29 protein-coding genes are annotated in these 23,462 nt (G+C 58.4%); 20 read left to right on the forward strand and 9 right to left on the reverse strand.

Features of this window, described 5'->3' with window-relative positions:
- Positions 1-13 precede the first annotated feature (13 nt).
- The 5 genes from HBN54_RS13660 (at position 14) to HBN54_RS13680 (ending at position 5,814) form a co-directional block, all read left to right on the forward strand.
- Positions 14-475, forward strand: coding sequence for a VRR-NUC domain-containing protein (locus HBN54_RS13660; protein WP_168673779.1), 462 nt, complete (start codon positions 14-16; stop codon positions 473-475).
- Between the two features lie 158 nt (positions 476-633).
- Entirely contained in the window at positions 634-3,651 is a 3,018-nt protein-coding gene (locus HBN54_RS13665) for a type ISP restriction/modification enzyme (RefSeq protein WP_168673780.1), read from the forward strand.
- A 304-nt stretch (positions 3,652-3,955) separates the two neighbouring features.
- The gene (locus HBN54_RS13670) at positions 3,956-4,696 is read left to right on the forward strand and encodes a TIGR04255 family protein (RefSeq protein ID WP_168673781.1); all 741 of its coding nucleotides are present in this window, start codon (positions 3,956-3,958) and stop codon (positions 4,694-4,696) included.
- Between the two features lie 4 nt (positions 4,697-4,700).
- Positions 4,701-5,102, forward strand: a complete 402-nt coding sequence (locus HBN54_RS13675; RefSeq protein WP_168673782.1) for a hypothetical protein — start codon at positions 4,701-4,703, stop codon at positions 5,100-5,102.
- 34 nt (positions 5,103-5,136) lie between these two features.
- Positions 5,137-5,814 carry a hypothetical protein gene (locus HBN54_RS13680; RefSeq protein WP_168673783.1) on the forward strand — a complete coding sequence of 226 codons (678 nt, stop codon included), beginning with the start codon at positions 5,137-5,139 and terminating at the stop codon, positions 5,812-5,814.
- 207 nt (positions 5,815-6,021) lie between these two features.
- On the opposite strand, the gene HBN54_RS13685 is transcribed toward HBN54_RS13680, so the two are convergent.
- From HBN54_RS13685 to HBN54_RS13695, 3 genes are all read right to left on the reverse strand, one after another.
- On the reverse strand, positions 6,022-6,504 hold the full coding sequence (locus tag HBN54_RS13685; protein WP_168673784.1) for a M15 family metallopeptidase: 483 nt from the start codon (positions 6,502-6,504) through the stop codon (positions 6,022-6,024).
- Positions 6,491-6,790, reverse strand: a complete 300-nt coding sequence (locus HBN54_RS13690; protein ID WP_168673785.1) for a hypothetical protein — start codon at positions 6,788-6,790, stop codon at positions 6,491-6,493. The genes HBN54_RS13685 and HBN54_RS13690 overlap by 14 nt, the downstream gene beginning before the upstream one ends.
- Positions 6,791-8,021: 1,231 nt before the next feature.
- Positions 8,022-8,429 carry an SLOG family protein gene (locus HBN54_RS13695; protein WP_168673786.1) on the reverse strand — a complete coding sequence of 136 codons (408 nt, stop codon included), beginning with the start codon at positions 8,427-8,429 and terminating at the stop codon, positions 8,022-8,024.
- Between the two features lie 195 nt (positions 8,430-8,624).
- Between HBN54_RS13695 and HBN54_RS13700 the strand changes: the two genes are divergently transcribed.
- The 8 genes from HBN54_RS13700 to HBN54_RS13735 all read left to right on the forward strand — a co-directional run bounded on the left by HBN54_RS13700 (position 8,625) and on the right by HBN54_RS13735 (position 12,999).
- Complete coding sequence (locus tag HBN54_RS13700) at positions 8,625-9,080, forward strand: hypothetical protein (protein ID WP_168673787.1); 456 nt, start codon at positions 8,625-8,627, stop codon at positions 9,078-9,080.
- Positions 9,070-9,390: a hypothetical protein gene (locus HBN54_RS13705; protein ID WP_168673788.1), complete on the forward strand. Its 321-nt coding sequence runs from the start codon at positions 9,070-9,072 to the stop codon at positions 9,388-9,390. Before HBN54_RS13700 ends, HBN54_RS13705 begins: the two co-directional genes overlap by 11 nt.
- Before the next feature lie 45 nt (positions 9,391-9,435).
- Positions 9,436-9,693 (forward strand): hypothetical protein, encoded by a 258-nt coding sequence (locus tag HBN54_RS13710; protein ID WP_168673789.1) that lies wholly within the window; start codon positions 9,436-9,438, stop codon positions 9,691-9,693.
- Positions 9,694-9,725: 32 nt separating this feature from the next.
- Entirely contained in the window at positions 9,726-10,040 is a 315-nt protein-coding gene (locus HBN54_RS13715; protein WP_168673790.1) for a DUF3846 domain-containing protein, read from the forward strand.
- A gap of 65 nt (positions 10,041-10,105) precedes the next feature.
- A complete protein-coding gene (locus HBN54_RS13720; RefSeq protein WP_235955533.1) occupies positions 10,106-10,837 on the forward strand; it encodes a hypothetical protein in 732 nt (243 codons plus the stop codon).
- Between the two features lie 138 nt (positions 10,838-10,975).
- Positions 10,976-11,224 (forward strand): hypothetical protein, encoded by a 249-nt coding sequence (locus HBN54_RS13725; RefSeq protein ID WP_168673791.1) that lies wholly within the window; start codon positions 10,976-10,978, stop codon positions 11,222-11,224.
- Between the two features lie 41 nt (positions 11,225-11,265).
- On the forward strand, positions 11,266-11,901 hold the full coding sequence (locus tag HBN54_RS13730) for a PD-(D/E)XK nuclease-like domain-containing protein (protein ID WP_168673792.1): 636 nt from the start codon (positions 11,266-11,268) through the stop codon (positions 11,899-11,901).
- Positions 11,902-11,943: 42 nt separating this feature from the next.
- Entirely contained in the window at positions 11,944-12,999 is a 1,056-nt protein-coding gene (locus HBN54_RS13735) for an AlbA family DNA-binding domain-containing protein (RefSeq protein ID WP_168673793.1), read from the forward strand.
- A gap of 52 nt (positions 13,000-13,051) precedes the next feature.
- On the opposite strand, the gene HBN54_RS13740 is transcribed toward HBN54_RS13735, so the two are convergent.
- The 6 genes from HBN54_RS13740 to HBN54_RS13765 all read right to left on the reverse strand — a co-directional run bounded on the left by HBN54_RS13740 (position 13,052) and on the right by HBN54_RS13765 (position 17,368).
- Entirely contained in the window at positions 13,052-13,315 is a 264-nt protein-coding gene (locus HBN54_RS13740; protein ID WP_168673794.1) for a hypothetical protein, read from the reverse strand.
- A gap of 55 nt (positions 13,316-13,370) precedes the next feature.
- Positions 13,371-14,708 carry a Y-family DNA polymerase gene (locus HBN54_RS23860; RefSeq protein ID WP_168673795.1) on the reverse strand — a complete coding sequence of 446 codons (1,338 nt, stop codon included), beginning with the start codon at positions 14,706-14,708 and terminating at the stop codon, positions 13,371-13,373.
- A 2-nt stretch (positions 14,709-14,710) separates the two neighbouring features.
- Entirely contained in the window at positions 14,711-15,178 is a 468-nt protein-coding gene (locus HBN54_RS13750; protein ID WP_168673796.1) for a LexA family protein, read from the reverse strand.
- A gap of 267 nt (positions 15,179-15,445) precedes the next feature.
- Complete coding sequence (locus tag HBN54_RS13755) at positions 15,446-15,838, reverse strand: hypothetical protein (RefSeq protein WP_235955534.1); 393 nt, start codon at positions 15,836-15,838, stop codon at positions 15,446-15,448.
- Positions 15,839-15,955: 117 nt separating this feature from the next.
- Positions 15,956-16,702, reverse strand: coding sequence for a hypothetical protein (locus tag HBN54_RS13760; protein WP_168673798.1), 747 nt, complete (start codon positions 16,700-16,702; stop codon positions 15,956-15,958).
- Positions 16,703-16,762: 60 nt separating this feature from the next.
- Positions 16,763-17,368, reverse strand: a complete 606-nt coding sequence (locus HBN54_RS13765; RefSeq protein WP_235955535.1) for a thermonuclease family protein — start codon at positions 17,366-17,368, stop codon at positions 16,763-16,765.
- Positions 17,369-17,438: 70 nt separating this feature from the next.
- On the opposite strand from HBN54_RS13765, the gene HBN54_RS13770 reads away from it, so the two are divergent.
- The 7 genes from HBN54_RS13770 to HBN54_RS13800 all read left to right on the forward strand — a co-directional run bounded on the left by HBN54_RS13770 (position 17,439) and on the right by HBN54_RS13800 (position 23,395).
- On the forward strand, positions 17,439-17,639 hold the full coding sequence (locus HBN54_RS13770) for a hypothetical protein (protein ID WP_168673799.1): 201 nt from the start codon (positions 17,439-17,441) through the stop codon (positions 17,637-17,639).
- 414 nt (positions 17,640-18,053) lie between these two features.
- Positions 18,054-19,376 (forward strand): hypothetical protein, encoded by a 1,323-nt coding sequence (locus HBN54_RS13775; protein ID WP_168673800.1) that lies wholly within the window; start codon positions 18,054-18,056, stop codon positions 19,374-19,376.
- Entirely contained in the window at positions 19,376-19,918 is a 543-nt protein-coding gene (locus HBN54_RS13780) for a GNAT family N-acetyltransferase (RefSeq protein WP_168673801.1), read from the forward strand. Before HBN54_RS13775 ends, HBN54_RS13780 begins: the two co-directional genes overlap by 1 nt.
- Positions 19,915-20,778, forward strand: coding sequence for an ATP-grasp domain-containing protein (locus tag HBN54_RS13785; RefSeq protein ID WP_168673802.1), 864 nt, complete (start codon positions 19,915-19,917; stop codon positions 20,776-20,778). The genes HBN54_RS13780 and HBN54_RS13785 overlap by 4 nt, the downstream gene beginning before the upstream one ends.
- A complete protein-coding gene (locus tag HBN54_RS13790) occupies positions 20,762-21,673 on the forward strand; it encodes a serine hydrolase (RefSeq protein WP_168673803.1) in 912 nt (303 codons plus the stop codon). The genes HBN54_RS13785 and HBN54_RS13790 overlap by 17 nt, the downstream gene beginning before the upstream one ends.
- 35 nt (positions 21,674-21,708) lie before the next feature.
- Positions 21,709-22,449 carry a hypothetical protein gene (locus HBN54_RS13795; protein ID WP_168673804.1) on the forward strand — a complete coding sequence of 247 codons (741 nt, stop codon included), beginning with the start codon at positions 21,709-21,711 and terminating at the stop codon, positions 22,447-22,449.
- Positions 22,450-22,471: 22 nt separating this feature from the next.
- Positions 22,472-23,395, forward strand: a complete 924-nt coding sequence (locus tag HBN54_RS13800; protein ID WP_168673805.1) for a hypothetical protein — start codon at positions 22,472-22,474, stop codon at positions 23,393-23,395.
- Positions 23,396-23,462: the final 67 nt, after the last annotated feature.

Consider the following 23,462-nt stretch of genomic DNA (forward strand, 5'->3'; position numbering starts at 1 on the left):
CCCCAGACAGCCCATGATTGCCCGCAAACACGACCAGCTACCGCTCGATTTCGGCACCCTCAAAGCCGGCGAGATTACCAGCGCCATCATTGCCTACCTCACCAAACACGGCTTCAAAGTATGGCGCCAGAACACCAGCGGCATCTACGACCCCGAAACCGGCCGCTGGCGGAAAAACCCCCAGGGCTGCAACGGTGTGCCCGACATCATCGGCTTCCGCCTCGCCGACGGCGTATTCCTCGGTGTCGAAGTCAAAGCCGGCCGCGACACCCTACGCGATGACCAGAAGCAGTTTCTCAACGAGTTGAAGCAGGCCCAGGGCCTGGCCTTCGTCGCCTACGATTTCGCCCAGTTCCAACGGTCATTCGAGGGCCGGGGCCTTCACATCCCTGCCACCACTGCGGCCCTAGTTAAGCCCAGCACCCTCACCATCACCCACGACGAGCCCACATCCTATGCCCTTAACAATACATAACCCCGCACAAACAAATTGGTGCACAGTAGCAAGGTCAACCGCAAAGTTGTCGTTGACCTTGCTACCTTTCCGAGCTAGCAGCCGGCAAAAGTCTCTCACTTATCGGCCACCGACTACGCTGTCCTTTCGCCACTTCCAGTCACTGCTCCAACTACCTCATGTCCCGCCAAGCTGTCCAACGCTACCAAAACGAAATTGCTCAACTCATTCAGTACGGGGGCAGCTCCAAGGAAACCGCCATTCGGGGAGCATTTCAAAGCTTGCTCAATGAGTATTGCCGCCAGAAAGACTTCCTGCTCGTGCCGGAGTTGGATTATCTCACTCCCAAAGGCAAGCGCGTAGCTCCCGATGGTACTGTCAAAGATGCCCTGCGCCTGAGTTGGGGGTACTGGGAGGCAAAGGATACGGACGACGACCTAGACGAGGAAATCCAGAAGAAATTCGCTAAAGGTTACCCTCAGGATAATATTCTGTTTGAAGACTCGCGCACGCTGGTGCTCATTCAGGCGGGCAGCGAGGCCGGCCGCGTGCTGCTCGACGACGACGCTGCCACTGACCGGCTGCTCCTACAGTTTCTTAATTACGAGCGGCCTGAAGTTCGCACCTTCCGGCGTGCCATCGAGCATTTTCGACAGGAGTTGCCCGGTGTAGTCGACAGTCTGCGTAAGGTGATTGAGAAGGCCGAAAAAACCAACGTCAAATTCAAGAGTAAACTCGCCGATTTCGTGGTGCTGGGCCAGAACAGTATCAACCCCGAATTCGGGGCCAGCGAGGCGCGTGAGATGATGATTCAGCACATTCTCACTGAAGACATCTTTAACCGGGTGTTCGATGAGACGCAGTTTCACCGTGAAAACAACATTGCCCACGAGTTGGAGCAGGTCATCAATACCTTCTTCACCGGCCCCACCAGGCGCGATACCCTGGAGCGCATCCGCCCCTTCTTCGACGTGATAAACGCCCAGGCCTCGGGCATTGCCAGCCACAAGGAGAAGCAGAAATTTCTGAAGGTGGTGTACGAGAATTTTTATAAGGCCTACAACCCCAAGGGGGCCGACCGCCTCGGCATCGTGTACACGCCCAACGAGGTGGTGCGCTTCATGATTGAAAGCACCGATTACCTCACGTATGAGCACTTCGGCAAAACGCTCGGCGACAAGGGTGTCGAAATTCTTGACCCCGCCACCGGCACCGGCACATTCATCACCGAGCTGCTGGAATACCTGCCCAAGAAAAATTTGGCCCATAAATACCAGCATGAGCTCTACGCCAACGAGGTAGCCATTCTGCCTTATTATATCGCCAACCTCAACATCGAATACACCTACAAGCAGAAGATGGGCGACTACGCAGAGTTTCATAACATCTGCTTCGTGGATACACTCGACAACGTGGGCTTTCAGAAAACCCGGCGCGGGCAACTCGGCCTGAGCTTCGGTCTAGGCCTCGAAAATGCCCAGCGCATTAAGCGCCAGAACGAACGCGAAATCTCCGTCATAATCGGCAACCCGCCCTACAACGCCAACCAGAAAAGTGAGAACGATAACAACAAGAATCGTAAGTACCCTGACGTAGACAAGCGAGTAAAGGAAACTTATATAAACCGGAGCAAGGCTCAAAAAACTAAGCTTTACGACCCTTACGTCCGATTTATCCGATGGGCGTCCGACCGATTGGATGACAAAGGTGTATTGGCATTTATCACTAATAGCAGCTTTATTCATAAAGGAATCTTCGACGGCTTCCGCAAATCGGTTGGTGACGAATTTTCGGACATCTATCTTGTTGACCTTGGGGGTGATGTGCGCTCTAACCCCAAACTCTCAGGTACCAAGCACAACGTGTTTGGCATCCAAGCTGGCGTGGCTATGGCTTTTTTCATCAAACAGCCTAAAAAGAAAAATCAGCTTGCCAAAATCTACTACGCCGGCCGCCCCGCTTTAGAAACAGCCGTCGATAAACTCACCTTCCTGCACGAAACTAAATTCAGAGCAGTCGATTTCGACCGCATTAAGCCCGATACAAAGGGCAACTGGCTGGGGCTAACAAATAACGATTGGGAAAGTCTGGTGCCGCTGATTGATAAGGAAACGAAAGGCGCTAAAAGTATTGCGGGAGAGCGGGCTTTGTTTCGGCGCTATGCAACTGGTATGAGCACCAACCGCGATGAATGGGTAATTGGTATGACAGCTGAGGCTGTTTCGGCCAAGATGCAATACTTTTCAAAAGTATTTGCAAAGCAGGAACCAAGTAAGGAATTCGACCTTTCAGTCAAATGGTCGAGAAACTTGAAAGTAAAATTTAAAAAGGGCGAAAGAGAAAGTTTTGATGCAAGTCGCGTAAAGAGCTTCAACTATCGGCCTTTCAATACGCACCAGTTATATCACTCTTCTCTTTTTATAGATGAAGCTGGGTTATTCGGTAAAAGCTTTGGAGAATCACATATACTGAATATTAGCGGTGCAGGCAGTAGTAAACCATTCCAAGCATTAGCTACTGATAGACTCACTAGTTTGGACTTTCTTGAAAAAACCCAGTGCATTCCTCTTTACTCTTACAATAAAAATGGCGACAAGCAACCCAACATCACTGCCTGGGGCTTGGCCCAATTCCGCACACACTACGGCGACATCAGCATCAGCGGGGAACAAATTTTTCACTATGCTTACGCCGTGCTGCATGACCCGCACTACCGCGCCGCCTACGCCCAGAATCTGAAGCAGGACTTTCCGCGTTTGCCCTTCTACCCCGATTTCGCCGCTTGGGCCACGGCGGGGCGTCAGTTGCTGGCGTTGCATCTCAACTATGAAACTGCAGCTCCATACCCCCTGACCACCGTGGCGCTGGCACCCAAAGGTCACATAAAGCCCCGACTCAAAGCTAACCCCGCCGAAGGCAGCATTTTGCTCACCGATGCCGATGCCCTCACCGGTATCCCCGAAGCCGCCTGGCGGTACCGCCTCGGCAACCGCTCGGCCCTGGATTGGGTGCTTGAACAGTATAAGGAGCGAACCCCCAAAGACCCCACTATCCGTGCCCACTTCGATGCCTACCGCTTCGCAGACCTCACCACCCAGTTTACCGACCTGCTGGCCCGTGTCTGCACCGTCAGTGTTGAAACCATGCGGATTGTGGACGAGCTGGCGGCGCAGTCGCCCCTGCGTGCGGAAGCATAATCCACCAGTCTCCAACCGGTACGAGTGGCCGGAACGCGGCTGGCTACATATGTGGCATTTGCGGGGGGCGGTATTCGGGTAAAATTCACCGTTGTGCGCAGAATAGTGGTTGACGTATATTTGCACCTCGCCGCAGGCTGGCTATAGGCCGCTCGAAGTATTTGCTCTACATTTGCGAATAATTGCCGCAACGTTTGTTGATATGTGCGGTTCTTTTTACGTAACTGCAACGAGCGAAAGTGAGTTAAGCAGTTCGTTGTATTCGGTTTTTCGCTCTTAATCCTTTCGCCCCGCTCCGGCTTCTATGGAATTTCAGAACCACTTCTTGCGTGAAGCCTTGTGTGCCTTTCGCTATGAGGTCGACTCGGCACATTCTGAACCGCCCGTAGAATATTTTCACCGTTTCTACACAACCCTGAAGCAGGATGGTTTTACTTCCCAAGGACAGCAACCGTTCGAATTAACAATTCGAGTTGACACCAGCGGCGACCCCGACTCCATAAAACACGAGCTTAGCAAAGGCCATCCATCGATGGTTTTGCGCAATGAAACGACTGGCTACGCCATCATAATCGGTGTTGGCGTGTTGTCCTTCAACTGCCTGAAACCCTATCCGGGTTGGGAGGTTTTCCTCTCGGAACTTGTTAACCACTACCTGCCCATCTACAAACAGTTAGCCATTAAGCAGGAGTTGCGCGCCGCGCAAATGGCCTACATCAATGAGTTTGACTTGGAGCCGGGTGAAGTTGCTCACGACTACCTTTCCCATCTACCTCAGCTCACCGAGCTAGCCGGGGCGCAAGATGCTGGTCACGCAGCGCAAAGCCATTTTCATTTTCCTCCAACCACCACCGTTACCTTACAAACCAGAGTCCTGGTCGGCCAACCCGGGACCCTCACCCGCGTAGTATTGGAATGCAACGCCACTACCACGCCTGATTCTGATGACGCCGATGAGCTTGCGCTGGCCACCAAGGCCCACGCAGCTGCTCGCGCTGCATTTATGAGCGTCGCTTCGTCCAAGTTCAAATCAAGCATCGCCTAATCCTATGTTCTCTTCCCAAGCTCTCGACCTGCCCGTCACCCACAACCCCATTACCAGCAGCTTATACAAAAGCCGCAGTGAGGAAATGGCAGTGGCTGGCCCCGGCCCCCAGTGGCTCGGTGACATGCTGCGTACTTTGCCCGCCGGCGGTTGCTACATCGACCTTGAGAAGTTGCCGGCGCTTTTCTTAACGCGTACGCCTTCGGCTCCGTGCGAAGCCTCCGTTGCTCATCAACCCGCCGAGCATTTTCAGCTCACGTCCGATAGCCCCGTCGTGGCGGGAGTTGCTGCAACCATGTTCCAGGGTTCGCGCCCCCTCGCGGGTATTGAGTATGATGTCCTTAGCGACCTGGTCGACGAATTGGCTTTGGCCCAGACTCATTCGCTTATTCCAGGCATGCGCTAAGCGCATCCCAGCACGAACTAGGCACCCAGAGCGCATGGCATTTGACGTAACGGAAGTAGCGCGGCTTTTCCCGGCGTTCCTATCCGACACGGAAAAAGACCGCATCACCCAAGGGTTAAGCCAGTTTGGCGAGTCGGTAGCAACGACTCCCAAGCTGTACAATGATTTCTTCGCGACGGGCGTATCTGATTACTTGTTGCAGGGCGACCTGTTGCCGTCGATTCGTCTGCCCGTCTGGCAATCCGGGCCAGCTATATTCACCAAGGGCTACACCAACGCCTTGCTCATCGCCAATACCTGCGACGTGGACGTAGTTGGCAACCCACGCAACGTGCCCAAAGAAGTTGGTTTCGTTCCGTTGGTGCCACTGGCGGATTTTACCGCTGCCCTCACGCGTAAGTTTCAAACGCAAGCGCTGAAACCTGCTACGATTAAGACGAAGCTGCAGAACATTGAAAAAGAGTTGCGGGGCCAACTGCTCACCAACGTCTTTTATCTGCCCGCAAGTCCCGGCGGCTTGCCCGAGTGCGTGGCCTTGCTCGACCGACCATTTTGGTTTCCCTCGTCTGAGTTGGTTGCCGTTGGTCCAGAATTGCTTAAGAATCGTCTGGCTACCCTCAGCCAGTGGGGCTACTATCTTTTCATTCTCAAGCTCTCATATCACCTTTGCCGCCTGCCTGAAGAACGGGACCGCAATTCAGAACAGGCATAAACCTAATGGGGCCAGCCAGTCGAGCATCATGCCCGGCCAGCTGGCCCCGTTGTTTGTGCCAGTAGTACAGCAGCCAGCTACTTGCCGGCTTGGTCGCGCTTCTTATCCACGAGCTGCAGAACCACGCTAACCGCCGCGTGAACGAGTATTTGCCAGAGCTTCATCAGTAAAATGGGTTAAAAGGTGAAAGAAAAAAGGCTTGCGGTGTCAGCCCAAGACCTCGAAATGCGGCCGGTCCTTGAACCCCGGCCAGTCGCCGCCCCAATGCACCCGCGCATCGGCCGCCTTCATCAGCCGGGCAAACTTGGAGAGTAGCAGCGCCGACCACGATACCGACCCGTCGGCCAGCAGAAAGGCCACGTCCAGCGCCGGCGTGGGCACCTTGTTGTGGTTGGATTCGCCCCCCCGCTTGTAGGTCACCACCGGCCCCGGCTTGCTGCGCCCTTGCTCATATAGCTCATCCTGACGCTCCGGACTCCGGTAGCACTCCGTAATGATGGGCAGCCCAACCAGCCGCAGCACCGGGTCACCCATCCACCGACGCAGCGCATCCGAATAAGCCGCCGCCAGACTCGGCACCGCTTGGTGCAACCGGGCGGCCTGGCGTTGCAGCTGCGCGGGCGTCAGCACCGGCACCCACCGCCGCGGCTGTAGCGCGGCCCCAGCGGATGCGGGCTTACTCGGCGACATGGCCAGCATCAGTAGGGGAGGCCTCGGCAGCAGCAGCCGACGACACCGGCGGTCCCACAACTGCCCCCACCGCCGGCAGCTTCACCACCGTTTCCGGCTTCTGGAACATCTTGCGCACGGTCGCATAAATCGTCACGATGCCCACCACCACCTGAATCACGACGTGCACGAAGGTTTCAATCTCGGTAGCAGTCGGCGGGGTGAAGGCCGAGGTACCGATTTCCCAGACTGCGCCGGTACTGATTATCTGGCCAATGTGACCAAGTTTTGAGCTGCTGAATAACATGGCTTGCTAAAGGTTAAAGGATGAACTGCGCTTTGATACAAATTTACGCTAAAGCGCACATTATGGCCATGATTTTATCTGCATCCAGAATATAGGATTATTTTGAGCGCATCCCCTCCGCTCCCGCTGGTCGCTCCGGGGGGCAGGCTGTCCAGGGGTGCGCTTCGCTTCCGTGCTGCGCACCGCTCCCTTTGGTCGCGCCCTTCCCATCCTTTGCGCATTTCAGCAGCTACTCAGTGCCTCTCCGGCAACAGCCCGGCAGCGGGTCAGGCCACACCCCAAAAGGTGCCGCCAGCCCCTACCGATGCCCACCGCCCGCGCCGGCCGCGGCTTCGCATCGGGGCTACGGAGCCCTCCGTTCACTCCCTCTCTCCCGTTGGTCGTTCCCTCGCTCACTATGGGCCCTCCGCCCCGACGCTTCGCCCCGTCCCGCGCTCTACCCACCCGCCTACTCCCGATTCAGGGAAGCTGCAGTACCACCGCCTACGGGCCGGCCCGCTTCCCGTTAGTCAGCCAGCCACCCCTACCGATACCCACCACCCCGGCCCACCTCCCCATGGTCGGCCAGCCTCTCCCCACCCGCCACCAGTCACCAGGAAGCCACAGAAGCACCGTCAGCGGGGCCGCACGCTTCCCGTTGGTCAGCCAGCCGCCCCTACCGCAAACCTCCGCTCCGGCCCACCTCATTCCGGGCCGAGCGGCCGGACTGCGCTCCGTACCTCCGCTTGCCGGCAGCCCGTCCCTCCATTCGCCCGGCCTCTTTCCACCCGGTCCCAAATACCAGCAGCACAAGCGGCAGTAGCAGCAAGCGGCGTTGTCGTTCCCCGGCTGAACCACTCACGTTGGTCGGGTTCAGCCTTCCAACCCACCAACCCAAAGCCCACTGGAGCAACGTCAGATTCGGCAGAAATAAAGCCAGGGCGCGGCCGGCAGCTGCGCAGGCTCCCAAAGCGGCAGCAGCGGCCCCTGGCTGAATTAGGAGCCCTGCGGGCAGGCATCCAGCGGGGAGTCCCCCGCACCCCCGGAATATGCTCTGTTTCACTCTGCATTGCCTCGGGCTCCGCAGCCGGAAAACGGCCGCTACGCCCTCATAAGGTGCCCTTCGGGCGTATGGTGCGGCTACGCGCGCACCGGGGGCCTCACGGCCGGCCCCCGCACCCCCTGGCCAGGGGCATCTAGTGGTTTGTTGGGTCGGGCATCGCGGCCACCGCCGGCCCTGGTGGGGCAGGCCTCACAGCCCCAGGCCACCCGGTACCGGCACCGTGCCAGGGGCCGGCGCACCTAGCCATTCCACCCGCTTGCCCGTCCTGGCGGCTTTGCGGGCGGCGTCCAGGGTGCCCCGGCTTTGCCCGTCCCACACCACGAGCACCACATCAGCCGCCGCCACTATGGCCGCATTGCGCACCAGCGGCGCGGCCTGGCCGTGGGCGCGGTAGTCGGGCAGCAGTTCCAGCAGCCCCACGCCCGCACCCCCGGCCCACCGGGCCGCCATGCGGTCCACGCCCGCCGCCCCGCCGCTCACCACCTGGCCCAGCGCACCGGCGGCCAGTAGGGCATCAAGCCGGGCCAACAGCGCCGGGCAGGTTGTCACGCCCCGGCTGCCCACCACGGCCACCACCCATTTTTGCACATTTTCCATACCCAAAGATACGGCTTTCATCTGTATTTTATTCTACAATATAGTAAATTTTATTGTATAATAGCGTATCTAATCCGACTATTTTCCGTATATTTGTATAGTAGCGCAAGAGAGGCTTGCGCGCCACGCGCCAGCGGCGCAGGTTGGGCCCAGCCAGCACCGCACGCGCATACCACCACCTAATTCTTACAGGTCATGTTTACCCATTTCCAATTCGCAGAGCTGGCCGCCGCCGCCTGGTGTGGTCCCGCACTTCATTCCGGCGTTCACGTCAGCATCACCGGCAGCGTTGCCCATACCCAATACGGAGTCCACTATTTCGTCGCGCAGGCCGGCACCGAGCACGGTTGGGTTTCGCACTTCTCCTGCGGCCACTTGTGCCCCTTCGCAGCCATTGCTGCCGCCGTTGCGCACTATGCGCAGGCCGCCAAAGAGCAGGCCGCCGGGGTCGTCATGCTGGCCGAGGCCGCCGAGGGCCACGCCGCCCGCGTGTTGTCGGCGGCCGAGCAGGCACTTAGCGGCGCACCGCTGGCCCTTGCCGAGCAGGCCCCCGAGATAGTTTGCGTCGTCTGCCAGGAGGGGCGCGACGCGCTAGGCCAGTGCGGGTGCTGCTACGTTCACGCTCCCCAGCTGGTCAGCCATGCTGCTTAGCGCCTGCGCCCCGGCCGCTCCCGTCGTGGGGGCGGCCACCCTGCCGGCCCCGGCCCCGCTCACGCCCTACGAGGTGCTGGCCCGTGTGCAGTCCGTCAAATACTACGCCGACCGGGCTTTGTGGGAAATTCGGGATAATGACTTTGGCCCCCTGCGCTTCCGCAAGCTATTAGCCGCTGCCCGTCACCGTCAGGCCGCCCGCGCCGCTTATGCAGCCGCCGCTGCTGCCTACCACGCCACGCCTAGGGCCGCCGCCGAACGAGCCGTTCGCGCCGCTTACGCCGCCAAGTACGGCACCCCCATTCAGTAGTCACCGGCCCGCGCCCCCGCAGCGCGGGCCCCTTCTGCCCCCGCCATGCCCGCTCGCTTCGCCCCCAGCTTCCCGCAGGTTGCCGCCGCCTGCTTTCCCTTGCCCGGCTGCTCGGTGAGCGGCTACGCTTTCGCACAGGGCACCCGCTACAACCTCACCATTCACACTCCGGCCGGCACCGGCTGCCCCGCGCAGTACCACGCCACCGGCCGCAGCTGCTACGAGGCGCTGGCCGCCGCCGTGCGGCTTTTCCACGCCAGCGCCCACGCATATCCCGGTACCGTGGCCTACGCTCCCCAATAGCCGGCTTTTCAACCCTCAAAACTGCTTTACCGATGCCCCGCACCGCTACAACCTATCAGCCCCATTTGCTCGACCCGCACAGCGCCACGCCGCAGCCGGTCAGCCCCCAGAACGGCCGCAGCTTCAAGCTGGCCGAATTGTACCAACTGCTCGATTGCCGCCTGGTCGACGTGGTGCGCCTCACGCCTGAGCTGATTCTGATAATCGACGACGAAGGCAAGTTCCGCCACCCGGCCTACCTCAATCTGCTGGCCACCTACCTGTGGTACCAGCACCAGCCCGAAGCCAGGGGCCAGGATTCCATCGTGGGCCGCGCCATCATCTGTCACGACAAGCAATTCAAATAAACCACCGGCCATCGGGGGCCGGCCGCCAACGGCCCCCACTTTTTCAACCCCCAACCACCGCCCCCATGGCAACTCCCAAAACGACCGCCGCCGGTGCTGCAACAGCCGCGCCCGCCGCAACCCTCACCATTACCCCGCAGCCCACCCGCGCCTACCTCACGGCCACCGTGGACGAGGACAGCGGCGAAGTCACCGAAACCAGCCGCTTCCGCTACTTAGCTGGCCACCCGCGCCAGATTCGGTTCGACGCAAAGGCCGGCCAGTTCAACATCGGCGGCACCACGCCGCTCGGCAGCTCGCTGAGCTTCGTGCCGCTGGCTTGGCGCATCTTCCAGGACGACATTCTGAACATGGGCCGCAAGACGTGGGCCGAATTGTTCTTTGTCGATGAGAAGGGCGCGGTTTGCGCCGTGCTGTTCCACGGCTACAGCGTCGAGAACCTGTACCGCCTCATCGAGCCGCTTTTCTACGACGACCTGACCCTGGCCGACGTGAAGGTGAAAGTACAGGCCGAGAAGAAGGAAACGACGAAGGACGGCAAGAAGGCCACCTATTACATCGCCCAGTTCAGCTACGAAGCCGCCGCCCCGGCCGAGGTAGCCGCCCTGCGCGACTACGCCGCCGACTTCCCCATCTGGCGGGCCGAAACCTACACCGGGCTGGCCGACATCAAGACCAGCGCCGGCTACACCGTACCCCAGCCCGACGAGCAGCCTTTGCAGCTTGAACCGCAGGTCGGCGAAAGCCAGGTCGGCGAAAGCCAGGCCGCCGAAGCCGCGCCGGCCGCGGCTGCCTAACCACCGGACGGGGCCAGCACCGCCACCGCTGGCCCCGTCCGAACCGGCGGCCCCCTTCGACGACAACCGAAGGACAGCGCCAGCTACCGCCCGAAACGACGAGCCGCGCCAATTCCTCACCAATTCATTCCCACTCTCATGCTGCAACTCCCCGAGCTCCGCCAGGAGCAAACCCCGAACTCCCCCGCCGAGGCCGCCCGCCTGCTGGAGCTGGCCCAGCTGCTGGCCACCACCGCCCCGCTGCCTGACCTACGCGACCTGGCCCCCGCCGTGCGCAACCTGTTTCCCGAACCGGCCTACCAGGTCGGTTGCGGCGGTTCCCACATCTGGCTGCACCGCGCTGAAGAATCCGGCCGCCTGGCCTGCATCATCGACCACTACCAGTAGCCCCGGCTGCCAATTGCTCACTGTTAATTGCCAACTGTCAAATGTTCACCAACCACCGCCACCACGCCGGCCTGACGCAGGAAGCCCACCGCGCCCTGCCCTACATTTCCAACACCGACCTGACCGAAGCCAAAAACCGCGCCCTCGGCATCACCCGCCAACCCAACCCGCAGGCTCTCGCTTTCGGCAGCCATTTCCACACGGCGGTGCTGGAGCCCGACCAGTACCAGCGCACCCCCCAGCGCGTCCCGTGGGCCCAGATTGAGGACCTGGCCGCCGCCGTGCGCCGCCAACGCTTCTGCCGCGACCTCCTTTACCGGGGCCAGGCCGAGCAGACCCACACTGCCACCCACGAGGCCACTGGCCTCACGGTGAAAGTGCGCCCCGACCTGATGATAACCAGCCCCAAAACCGGCCGCGTGGTGCTCGTGGACTTCAAAACCACCAGCGCCCAGGACTACGCCCACTTTGTCGCCACCATCGAGCAGTACGACTACGACCGCCAGGCCGCCCTATACTCCGACTTGTTAGGAGCCGCCCGCTTCATCATCATCGGTGTCCAAAAAAAGAGCCCGTTCGAGGTGTGGCAGTTCGAGGTGACGCCGGCCCCCGGCCTCATCGAGCAGGGCCGCAAAAAGTACGAGCGGCTGATAAAGGCATACATCAGTGCCAAATGATTTTCTACCTTGCTTGCAAAAGCCAACGAGTAAATCTCACTAATGGAATACGCACGAACCTATCTAGGAAAGCCATTATCCGAACTTGAGTACACTGATGTACAACAGTTTTTTTCATCTGAAAAAACGGAATCCGACCAAATCGAATTCAAGTCATGTAGCCTTTCTAGTCAGATTGATTCTTCTTTAAGAGGCGTGATAGAAAGCATATCCGCTTTTTTAAATTCGAGCGGTGGGCTACTTATTTGGGGTGCGCCGGTTGGCGTTTCAGTACCAGGTCGCAGAGAAAAAGCTTTTGTTGGTGACCTAACGCAAGTCCCTTTGACTGTTGAAAAGGACTGGTTAATCAGCAAAATAGTTGACAAAATCATTCCGTTGCCCCTAGGGATAAGGGTGCAGTTAATTTCGACATCTGATAGCCAAGTTGCAGTGTTTGAGATTGACGAAAGCCCTTATGCTCCCCATCAAACAAGCAACATCTACTATATGAGGGTTGATGGGCAGAATAAGCCTGCCCCTCATCACTATGTTGAGGCTTTGATGAAACGCATAAGTTTCCCGCGTTTAGAAGCATACATCAAGCCTGGTGCCACTCAAATTGATGTGGACGGCTTGAGTACAAGCATTGAATTCATGTTCTTCAACTTCTCGCCCTTTATCAATGAGGAAAGGTTTTACTATCGAATTATCGTTGTAGGGGGAGTATTTCAAGGAGCATCAAACTCACCAGAACATAGGCGTACAGTTTCAGGAATGGGGCATTTAGATTATACAATGAACGGTCAAGAGTACAGGAGTAACTCTCGCAATGCTTCGCTGAACTTATCAATAGTGCACGGAGAGCCGCACCACTTTACTAAAGCTATTTATTTCCCCACAGCCTTACTTGCACGCTTAGGGTATATAGCCCGAATAATAATTTCTTTCAGTGGAAAAACGGCTCCAATGAAAAGTTCAGAATATGTTATTGATTTCAACGGTAACAGCATAAATCCCTCGTTTAGTATATCTTATCAAAACGAGCTTTTATCACAACGTCAAACCGATAGGAACATCACGGAGCAATCCACACTGGCATCACTTGGCGTACTCGTGTAGGCCCCGACCAGCCCACAAATTGCCGGGGCTTTTTGTGGAAGGCAAGTGCTGATTACCCCGCTTTTCGCAAAGAAAAAAACAAGCTCAGTTCATGGTCGCGCAGATGGGCCAGCCACCGTTCGGCCGCTTCCACGCTGTCCATTTCCGACTGCGGCAGTGGGAATATCGGCCACACGTTACCGCCTCCCCCGAGCCGCATCCGCAGCCCGTAGCCGCCCATTTCGGGTGCCGGTACTACTTCAAATTTGCATCCCTGCTGCTCATACGCGCCGTAAAACTCGGTGATGGACTCTGCGTCCGGAACAAAATGTGGCATCTCAATAAAGGAAAAAGGGTGAGGAAAAGGCCAGCCCTCAGCCAGCCCGAAAAAGCTACTTGACTATCATTAAATCTTCCAGCCGCGTCGTATAGGCCGGCGTGCGCCAGGCCGCCTGTCCCTGCCAGGGCACCGGCCCGCCGCCCTTCGGCCCCAGCGCCGCCGCCAGCTGCACCGTCCCGCGCCCGAAGCGTGCATTGAGCCCGTCCAGCGCCGCCATCATCTGCGCGCTTCGGCCTTCCCCCGCCGCCCCCGCCGCCAACGGCGCGGCCTCCCCGAAAAGGCCCAGCTGCTGGCCGCCCGGCGCTTCCAGCCCCGCCATCACCACGCCCGCCTTCACGTACACCGCCCCCGGCTCCCAGAGCCGGGCCAGCAGCTGCGCGGCCCGCGCCGTCAGCTCCCGCGTGTCGCTGGTGGGCACCGGTAGCGTCAGCACCGCCGAGCGCGAATGCCCGCTGCCCGCATCGGCCGCCGGCCCGAACCGGTTTTTGCTCACGAACACCGTCAACACATGGGCCAGGTCGCCCTGCCGCCGCAGCTTCTCCGCCGCCCGCGCCACGAACGCCGACACCGCCCCCAGCACCGACGCCTGCTCCCGCAACGGCCGCCCGAACGTGCGCGAGCAGCTGATGCTTTGCCGGTGCAGCGTGCCATCCTCGCTCGGGGCCAGCCCCGCGCAGGGGTAGCCCTGCAGCTCCCGCACCAGCCGCGCCCCCACCACGCCGCCCAGGAACTTGCGCGCCCAGGCCTCCGATACCCGCGACAGGTCGGCCGCCGAGTCGATGCCCGCCGCCGTGAGCTTCTGCGCGTACTGCCGCCCCACGCCCCACACGTCGCCCACCGGCACCTGCCCCAGCGCCCAGGCCCGCCGCGCCCCCGAGTCCAGGTACAGCACCCCACCCAGGCCAGCATCTTTCTTGGCCAGCCGGTTCGCCAGCTTGGCCAACGTCTTGGTCGGGGCCACGCCCACGCACACCGGGATGCCGGTGCGCGCTTTCACGCCCACCCGCAGCCGTTGCGCCAGGTCGGTCAGGTTGCCCAGGTACGGCGTCAGCCGCTGCTCCAAGCCGCCCAAATCAAGAAATGCCTCATCAATGGAATAGATTTCTACCCCCGGCACCGACGCCCCTAAATAGTGCATCACGCGCCGCGACATATCCCCGTACAGCGTGTAGTTTGAACTGAACACCTGGACTTGCTCCCGCCGCAGTTGCTCCTTCACCTGAAAATAAGGGTCACCCATTTTCAGCCCCAGCGCCTTCGCCTCGGCCGAGCGCGAAATGATGCACCCGTCGTTGTTGCTCAAAATAACCACCGGCCGCCCTTCCAGCCGCGGCTGAAATACCCGCTCACAACTCACGTAGAAGTTGTTGCAATCTACAAGGCCGAACATACCTAGTCGCGGCTGTGCAGCAGCGCCGCTAACCGGCCCGGCAGCAGTTCATGGACAACGTGCGTCACTACGCCCCAAATGTGCAGTTCTTCCCCCGTCCGAATCTGGTAGGGATTAAAGGCCGGATTCGCCGGCACCAGCCACCACGACTCCCCCCGGCGCTCCAATCGCTTCACCGTGCAGTCACCTTCCACCACCGCTACCACGATGTGCCCATGGTCGGCTTCCAGGTGCTTGTCCACCGCTAGCAGGTCGCCGGCATGAATCTCCGCGCCGCTCATCGACTCCCCAGCCACTCGCACCAGGTACGTGGCGTCAGGGTGCCGGAACAGCAGGCTATTCAAATCAAAAAGCCCTTCCAGCTCATCGGTGGCCGGGGAGGGGAATCCAGCCGGCACCCGATAACTAAATACAGGCAGGAAAGCAGGCAATGGTGCTTCATGCACCGGAATAAGCAGCACGTCGTACATAAGGCGGAACAAATCAGTGTAGAGGCAAAGTAAACGCCTACTAACTGATTTAGTTTATTGTGCGACTAATATAATTGGCAATTCAGCCTGATGCTCAGGCTGAAAACTTTTTCGCCACCTACACCAACCAAGCTAACCCGTCACTAATCAGGTAGTTTTGATAGTTTGTTCTGCCTTCAATACAAAAAAGGCCGGCTCCCAATTAAGGAAGCCGGCCAGTAAGTAAGGTTTCAACGGCTGCAATTGCCTCAAGGGCTACTATTCCCTTTAGTTACTTACTTGCTCGGGTGTTTTTTTCGGAGCCACGTCAAATGCCGTTTGTGCAGGCGGCATAATGGGCGTACCCGCCACTAGTTCGCCAAACAGCGGGTTGGCAGGCAGTTCCTGCCCGCCATTGCCGTCCGGCACCTGGTTGAAAAGTACCGCTTCCTCGCCGGGCGTGCTTTGTGCCAAATGGTCTACCAGCACCTCCTGCCCGCTATTCGCGTGCAGTGCCTGCGTGAGCAGCGTGTAGGTGCTCACGTCCACGTTATAGAGCTGGTTGAGCGCATCCATCTGCATAGCCGCGTCCTCGGCCGCCCCGATGGCATCAGCCAGTAGTTGCGTGTAGCGCCGGGCTTTCTGGTCGGCTTTGGCGCGGAGCTTAATGGCGCGTTTCATACGCCGCTTAAATTGGGTTTGATAGGCCGTCAGTGCCATGATAGTTGAGATTTAAGAGGTAAAAAGAAAACGGCCGGCCGTTGCGGGCCGGCCGTTCAATACCAGCGCATTTGCGGCCTAGGCCACATATTCGATGGCCAGTGGGTTCGTGCTGTTGTTATTCAGCGGGTAGAACTTGCCGTTAATCTGCTGGTAGAAGTTGATGCCCACTACGCCGACCACCAAGTTGGCATCGGCCGGAGCGGCCGGGAAGCTGGCCACCACTGCCTGATTCACCAGCGGCGCGCTGTTGAGGGGCAGAATGCCCAGGGGAGCCGCCACCACGCCGTTGGTGTAAGTCAGCATCTCCATGTCCAGGTCCGAAGCGGCAAACACCACTTCGAAGTGCGTAGCCCCCTGCGGAGCGGCAATGTCCGAGGCCGGGTTCAGGGCCGGAATCGTCATCGTCACATCCGCACCCGCGCCCTTCACCTCGTAGGGGAAGTACATGGTCTGGCCGATGCCGGCCCCGATGTTGAAGTTGAAGCCGAGCAGCGGGGCTGAGTTCGAAGAGTCGAACACGCGCAGGCCCCGGTCATTGGTGTCGTCGAGCCCAATGATGGCGCGCATCGCCTTGGTCAGGCGCGAGGCCACACGGCTGTCGCTGGACGAGGAAATGGCCACGCGCAGCGAGTCGCGGAGCAGTTTGCTATACTTGGCCGACAAGCCGAATTCAGCCGCGTTTTCACGGGTACGGGCCAGGCTCGCCGAGTTGGCGAAGGCCGCTTTGTTGGAGGCAGGTTTTTGACGGACAGTGCCGTTTTTGGAAAAGACAAGGCCGCCTACCGTGCCTTGCAGTCCCAGAATGCCAGTTTGTGAGGCCATGAGAAAAGGGGGATAAAAAATGAGATAAAAAACCCGGCTGCTTTCATTTGCGCGGCATCGTTACCAGGTGCAGCCAACCCGGTAGCGCCGCTTGATTTCTGCATTGAAGGACCGCCACAGCTTCGGCGGCACGGCTTGGCTCACGCCGCATTTCCACAGGCCTAGCCCGGCCCGCTGCGCGGCCGCTTGCTGTTGCGCCCGCCCGGCCACCGTGCGGTTGGGGTCAATGGCCCAGGCCCACCCGCGCACTACCATGAGTGAATCCAGCGGCACGGCGCGGCCCGCGGCGGCCACCGTTGCCGTTGGCAGCAGCACCGCGCCAAGCGTCCGCCCATACAGGTCCAGCCCGGCCCGCGCCACCAGCACTACCCGCCCCGGAGCCAACAGCCGCGCCACCGAGTCAGTAGCCTGCGGCCCAAACGCCTGGTCCTGCTCCGGCGCATCCACGCCCAGCAGCCGCAGCCGGAAAGTGCTCGACCCCGACAGCATGATGTAGGTATCGGCGTCGATGACGCGCACCACCCGGGCAGCCTCAGCGGCAGCAGCAGCCCGAGCTGTCAGCGACAGCGGCGCGCCCGTTTCGCGCTGGCTCGACAAACAGCCCGCGACCAACGCCCCGACCAGCGCCATTTCGCCCACCCGTAAAATAGTCTGCCTAACCTTCATGCCCCGAACCTACGGCCCGGTTTTAGCGGTTGTATCTTAGCCTGCCACTTTCACCCAAAACCCTCCCATTATGCCCCAGGTCTGCATCTGCCCGAAGGAGGCAGCCCAGCTTACCGGCACCAAATACAGCACCGCCAAGGTGCTGCTTCAGCGTATCCGGAAGCATTTCGACAAGCCCGCCCGCGCCTACGTATCAGTAGCTGAGTTCTGCCAATTTACCCACCTCCCAGAGGCCGAAGTTTCTCGCGCCCTGAACCAACGGTCTGTGTAGTTAGCACCCGTTAGGTCGGGCTTCGAGTATAGCTGGAGTATAGCAAAAGCCACCCTCGCCCCACGTTGTAGCGCCTCACCCAGCTTAATTCTATATTGTACAGGCATCGCTCGATAGGCCAAGAGCGCCCATGGATTATTGCTTCCATTCCGGTTCTGCTGAACCTGCTTTTCATGTCATAACAAATATCTATAAATGCGTATTGCAAATTCAGACGTATCCTAATAGCTTTATACAGCGAATTAGTGCGTTGCTCGTGCTTTGTCCTGCCGGCTTTAATGCACCCGCTTAAGCAATTATCGAGCGCTGAAGTCAGCACTTACGTCAGACACGGGAAGTAGCACAAGCGCAACGGCGACCAGCTGCTGGTAGTGGGTTTTGCCATGGAAATCATGTGATTCATCTTAAACGACCATGGCATCTACCCCGCATTTGCGCCGAAAAATTTCATTAGTTATTGCAAGCCTTATTTGCATTGGTCTATTGCTGGCATGGTTGACAACAACAGGCAGGGTGTACAATCCAATTGCCGGGTACATTCAAACCAACCCGGCTCACCACGCAGTGTACTGCTGTTTGAAAAAGGCGCGGCAAGCGCATTCGGATGGAATCCTTCGACTTTATATCGACAGTGGCGGCAATTTGTATCCTGATGCTTCCTGTCTGCCGACCAATACCGGGCTGCGGGCCGACGTGAATAATGGCTCGGCTGATTTGGAACATTACTATAACCACAATGCTGGCCTGCGCGACAAGCTCTTTGCACAATACCACCAAACGCCGCAACTGGCTGGCAAAGCAGGCGTTTGGAACTCACGCGGCTGGCAAATTATTCAAAATCAATTGACTACTGCTGCCGTCCGGCAAATCGACAGCACAACGCAACAGGGTGCTCGGCCGCTCATCATGCTCATTCACGGCTACAATGTGTCTGACACCGACCATCTGGCTGCCCAAATTTCTTGCGACAACTCCCCCTGCAAGAATCCAAGCGGCCATTGCGAGCTGCCCGAACCGTATTACAGCCGTGTAAAAGACTCGCTCATGGCAACGGGCCTGCTACCAAGTAACGCCGTGTGGCTGGAGGTATATTGGGATGGGTTACAGGAGAATCCGCTACTCATTTGGAGTGCAGCACAGCTTAGTGCGCGATATGCGGGGCTACGCCTGAGAGAAGTACTTAGCCAACTTGACAATCGGACACCAGTGCGAGTGCTTACCCACAGTTCAGGCGCCATTGTCATCTCACAGGCGCTTTGGAACAATGATGCGTTCAACGGCGGCGGTAGTGCCGAGGATGACCTTACTGCTTGGGCAGCGGCCACTAGTACGCCCACAAATCCTGATATCAGGGTGGGAATGTTGGTGCCCGCCCTGACATCACAGGCGTTTACTTACTATGGTCAACGCACACCTCAGGTTACCAGTGCCCAGATGGTGGGATACCGCTTGGTAGTCGGACGCAATGAACGGGATTATGCTATCAACAAAAAATGGGTTGGCGCTGAGAAAGCAGGGGCAACCGGAATGGGAGCTAGCTTATGTGCACTAAAATATGCTGCTGAGCAGACTGCTCATTATCCCATTGATTTGCGGCCAATCGGTTTTTGTACCTCAACTTCAAGAAAAGATACCCCCAAGCAGTACCAGCACGGCGCATATGAAGAGCATGACTGGTTAGTCTACTTCAAGCGTCAGGCAATTATGAAAGATTTTCTGAAGCAAGTCTTCGAGTGATGACTATTCGCCCCGCGCTGCCCACCGACTTCGACGCCATCTACGCCATCTGGCTGGATGGCATCGTGCACTCCTTCGCCGAGTTTGACCGTCCTGCTGACTTGCAGGAGCAGTTTCACGACAACTTTACTACCTGCCGGCCGCCGTTTGGGTTTTGGGTGGCTGAGGTAGCGGGAAATGTGGTGGGCTGGCAGTCGCTGCTGCCATGTACCAGCAATCCGATGAAACGGCATCTGCTGGCCGAATCCAGCACCTACAGAGCTCTTGGCAGTCACTCAAACGGAGCCGGGGAGGCCTTACTTCGGGCGGCGCTTGCGTGGGCAGGCCCAGCGGGACTACAGTTTGTGCTGGCCTATACGCTGGAGAGCAACACAGCCGTGGGGCGCCTGTATGAGCGTTGTGGCTTTGTGCCCACCGGTCAGCTACCCCCGCCGCATAGCCCGCCGCTGTACGGTCCCAAGATATTTTGGTCGTTTGCTATAGAACCAGTAGTCGAAGTAGAACAGCCAATTCAGGCAGCCAGTACCCTCACCAGGATATGACTCTCTACATCCTTACCACCGGCTTTTCCGCCAATACCCTGGAACGGGCTGCCCTGCTGGAAACGGCCTGCCAGCAGCGCGGCATCCCCTGTATCATCCTCGAAAGTACCACCGTCGACCGCCTGGCGCTGCCCAATATGCACCCCGGCGATGCACTCTACAACGCCACGCGTGAAGGGCTGCGCCTGGAAGAGGAGTTGTGGCGTCCCGGCGTGGCCACCTTCTACACTGCAGGGCCGCCCCTTGGCCTACAGGACACCACCCGCTGGCTGGCTGCCCACAGCCGCGCCGGCCTCGCGCAGCCGCGCACGGTTGCCCATGCCACGGCCGACCGCGCCCTATTGTCCCGCTATGCTGACTACCTCGGCGGCTACCCACTGGTGCTCAAAACGGCCGGCGGCACCCTGGGCACCGGCGTCATGCGCGTGGACTCCCACGCGGCCCTGCTTTCCCTGGCCGATTACCTGATGGCCACCGGGGCTGACTTTCTGCTCCGCGAGTACATGGAAAGTAGCGGTACAGCCCGGCTCATGGTCGTCGGCAACGAAGTGGTGGGCGCGCTCGAGTACGACAATCCACCCGCAGACTTCCGCTCCAACGCCGCCCCCGACCTGCACCCACGTCTTGTCAGTGTTTCTGCCGCGGCCGAGGCCCTGGCGGTTGCCGCCGTGCACGCGGCCGGGGTGGAGCTGGGCGGTGTCGACCTCTTGTTTGACCAGCAGGGCCGCCCGCAACTACTCGAAATGAACATTCCCTGCGGCTTTGCCACATTCCCCAAGCTCGGCATCGACGTGCCCGGCCGAATGGTGGAACACCTTATCCAAAAAGCCTCCCTGCTCCTCCATGACCAATCGCATTAATCAACACCTCGACGCCATTGAAGCATTGGTGCAGACCCGGATGCCCGGCAGCCTGTATCAGTTCGAGCTGTACGACTTGGCCACTGCGCAGGCTTACGGACGCGGAGCTCTCGTCGAACCCATGCCATGGGGTTCCGTGTACAAGCTGTTTGTGATTGCCGCGGCCGTCCAGATGATAGAGGAAGGGTTGCTGCAGCCCGACCAGCAGATACGGCTGGAAAAAGACCGTTTCCAGCACGGCGAAGGTATTCTCCAGCAGTTCAGCCATCTCACCCACCTGAGCGTGGTGGACTGCTGCAAGATGATAGTGGCCACTTCGGATAATATTTGCGCCGACACCCTGCATGAACTGGTAGGTAATGCGCGGGTGGCCCGGCTATTCGTGGCGGCCAGCTGCACCCATTCCTGCTTAACCGACAACCTCGACACCCTCATTGGCCGCCTGCTGGCCGCCCCGCACCACTGGAGTACGCCCGGCTACATGTACTCGGCCGAGATGTTTGCCGCCTATGAAGTTGTTATTGCTGATACCCTGCCCGACAACTGCACCACCGCCAGCGACTGTAACCTCTTGTGGCAGTACTTGTCCGGAAAAGCATTTGGGGAGCAAGCGCGAGAGGTTTTTTTTGATATTGTGCGAACACACAATGTGTGGTCACGAACCGGACGTTACCCTAATTATTACACTATGCCAAAGCTAAGTGGCAAAACAGGGTCCTTAGGAGCGGGTACTGTCATGAATGAAACCAATATGCTATACGACCCGGCAGCACAAAAGCAATTGGGGTTTTTCTCCTTTTTCTCGCAGCACAATCGGCTACGGTATTATGAAATTGCCGACATAATGGGCTGTATGGGGTTGGAGCTGGCGAAGGTATATGGGGTGGCAGCTTGATGTTTTTCTTTCTCTCTTCAGTCGCCCTCGTTTTTATGAAAAACCTTGTTCTACTGCGCGGCCTAATGGCTGCTCTACTACTTGGACTGCACACCTCGGCTGTCTATTCCCAATCACCTGATGAGATGCGGATGCAGGCTTTTGCGCAAGGCAAAGCCAACAACTGCATTTCGGTAGCCTTGATAAAGGCGGCTATTCAGCGCTACGGAGTGGGTCAGGTCTTTGACACGCTGCACACCGATGGCCAAGTGCGCGTTACGCTACGCGACCATACGGCACTAACCCTAACCGATGCTGAGCGGCAGCAGGCAGCCGACTGGGCCAAGTTCAAGCAGCCGGCAGGAGTGACAATGCCTGCCGGAGAGCGCGCCGCATTGGTCAGCTACGCCAATTTCTGCTACGCGGTGATGGCAAAATATATAGAAACACAGAAGCTGTACGGCTGCACGAATGAGGCAACCAATCGTATTGATTCCAGCGCGGCACTCGGCAGTTATCATACAGCGCTGAAGCGACTGACCAAGAGAAGTATTTGCAGCGACAATGCTTACCGCCACCTGGGCTTGTTAGCAACGGATGCAACGGCGGGAGGACATGAGTACGACCCTAAGCGCGATTTTTCAACCCAAACAGCAGTCGTGGCATACAGTGATAATCACGCCGTGTTTGTGCTGGGAAAGCAATACGACGACCACGGAACGTGGAAGCCGCTGACGAAGGAAGCCAACGCTGACGACATAACATTTAAGCCGAAGTGGTTTTTCGAGTTGAAGTGATATAGCTTTATAGTTACGGTTAATGATGACGCGCACCGAACAGTTTGTTCTTCGCTACAATGCCTGGATTATCCTGGTTGCGGCTGTAGGCTACAACCTCTCCGTAGAGCACTTAATGGACCGCAGCTATACTGCTCCTTCGCTGCTGCTTTACCGCGGCTTAGCGGGTGTAGTGTTCATTGTAATCATCGCTTGGCGGCAAGGAATCAGCTTAGTGCCGCAGGTTCCCCAAACCCAAGTAGTCCGGTTTCTCAATTCGGGTATTGCCGTGCTGCTGGCCTTTGAAGCCTTCCACCGTTTAGCTGGCGTCACTGTTGCGACCATCCAGCGGCTTGACGTCCCTTTCGCCGTCATCATTGGCGTTGTCTTGGGGCAACGACTGCGTGATAGTAAATTCGGCTTGTCTGTGCTTGCCTTGGCAATAGTGCTCTCGTCCTTTTTTTTTGCGGGCAAAATAGATGAAGACCCTGCTGGTCTTGCCTTAGCCATTCTAGCCGTGGCCATGACGTCCATAGCTTATCTGCTAGGAAAAAAGAGCCTTACTGTCGAAAATAACCTGACTGTTCTCAACACCACAAACCTCGGCTGCGTCGGCGTTGGGCTGCTCGTATGCGTCCTGCGTGGCCAGTTTAGTCAGGTGCACTTAGCCGACCTCTGGCTGTTCGGCGTCATCACCATTACACAGTTCATCCTGAATTATGTCATGGCCATCCTCTTCCGCCACCATGACGTCACCCGGGCCCAGCGTCCGTATTTGCTTAGCGCTGTCGTCATTTTGCTCCTCGAAATGCTTACCGAGCATAAGCTGTTTGCGCCCTTACACATTCTGTTTGTGCTATTGGTGGTGGGTGTCGTCTACCTCATTACACTCACCAAAGCGCCCAGCCTACTATGGCCAGATGCCCAAGTTAAAACCAAGCCAGAACAGACGGTCGCTCCCGCGTAACCCAACTTGTTCTGGTTTAATCGCCTGCACCTTCAATCAGAACTAGCACAGAGGTGCCCAACTGCAC

Origin of the sequence: Hymenobacter artigasi (assembly GCF_012275535.1) — a bacterium.
Lineage (GTDB): Bacteria > Bacteroidota > Bacteroidia > Cytophagales > Hymenobacteraceae > Hymenobacter > Hymenobacter artigasi.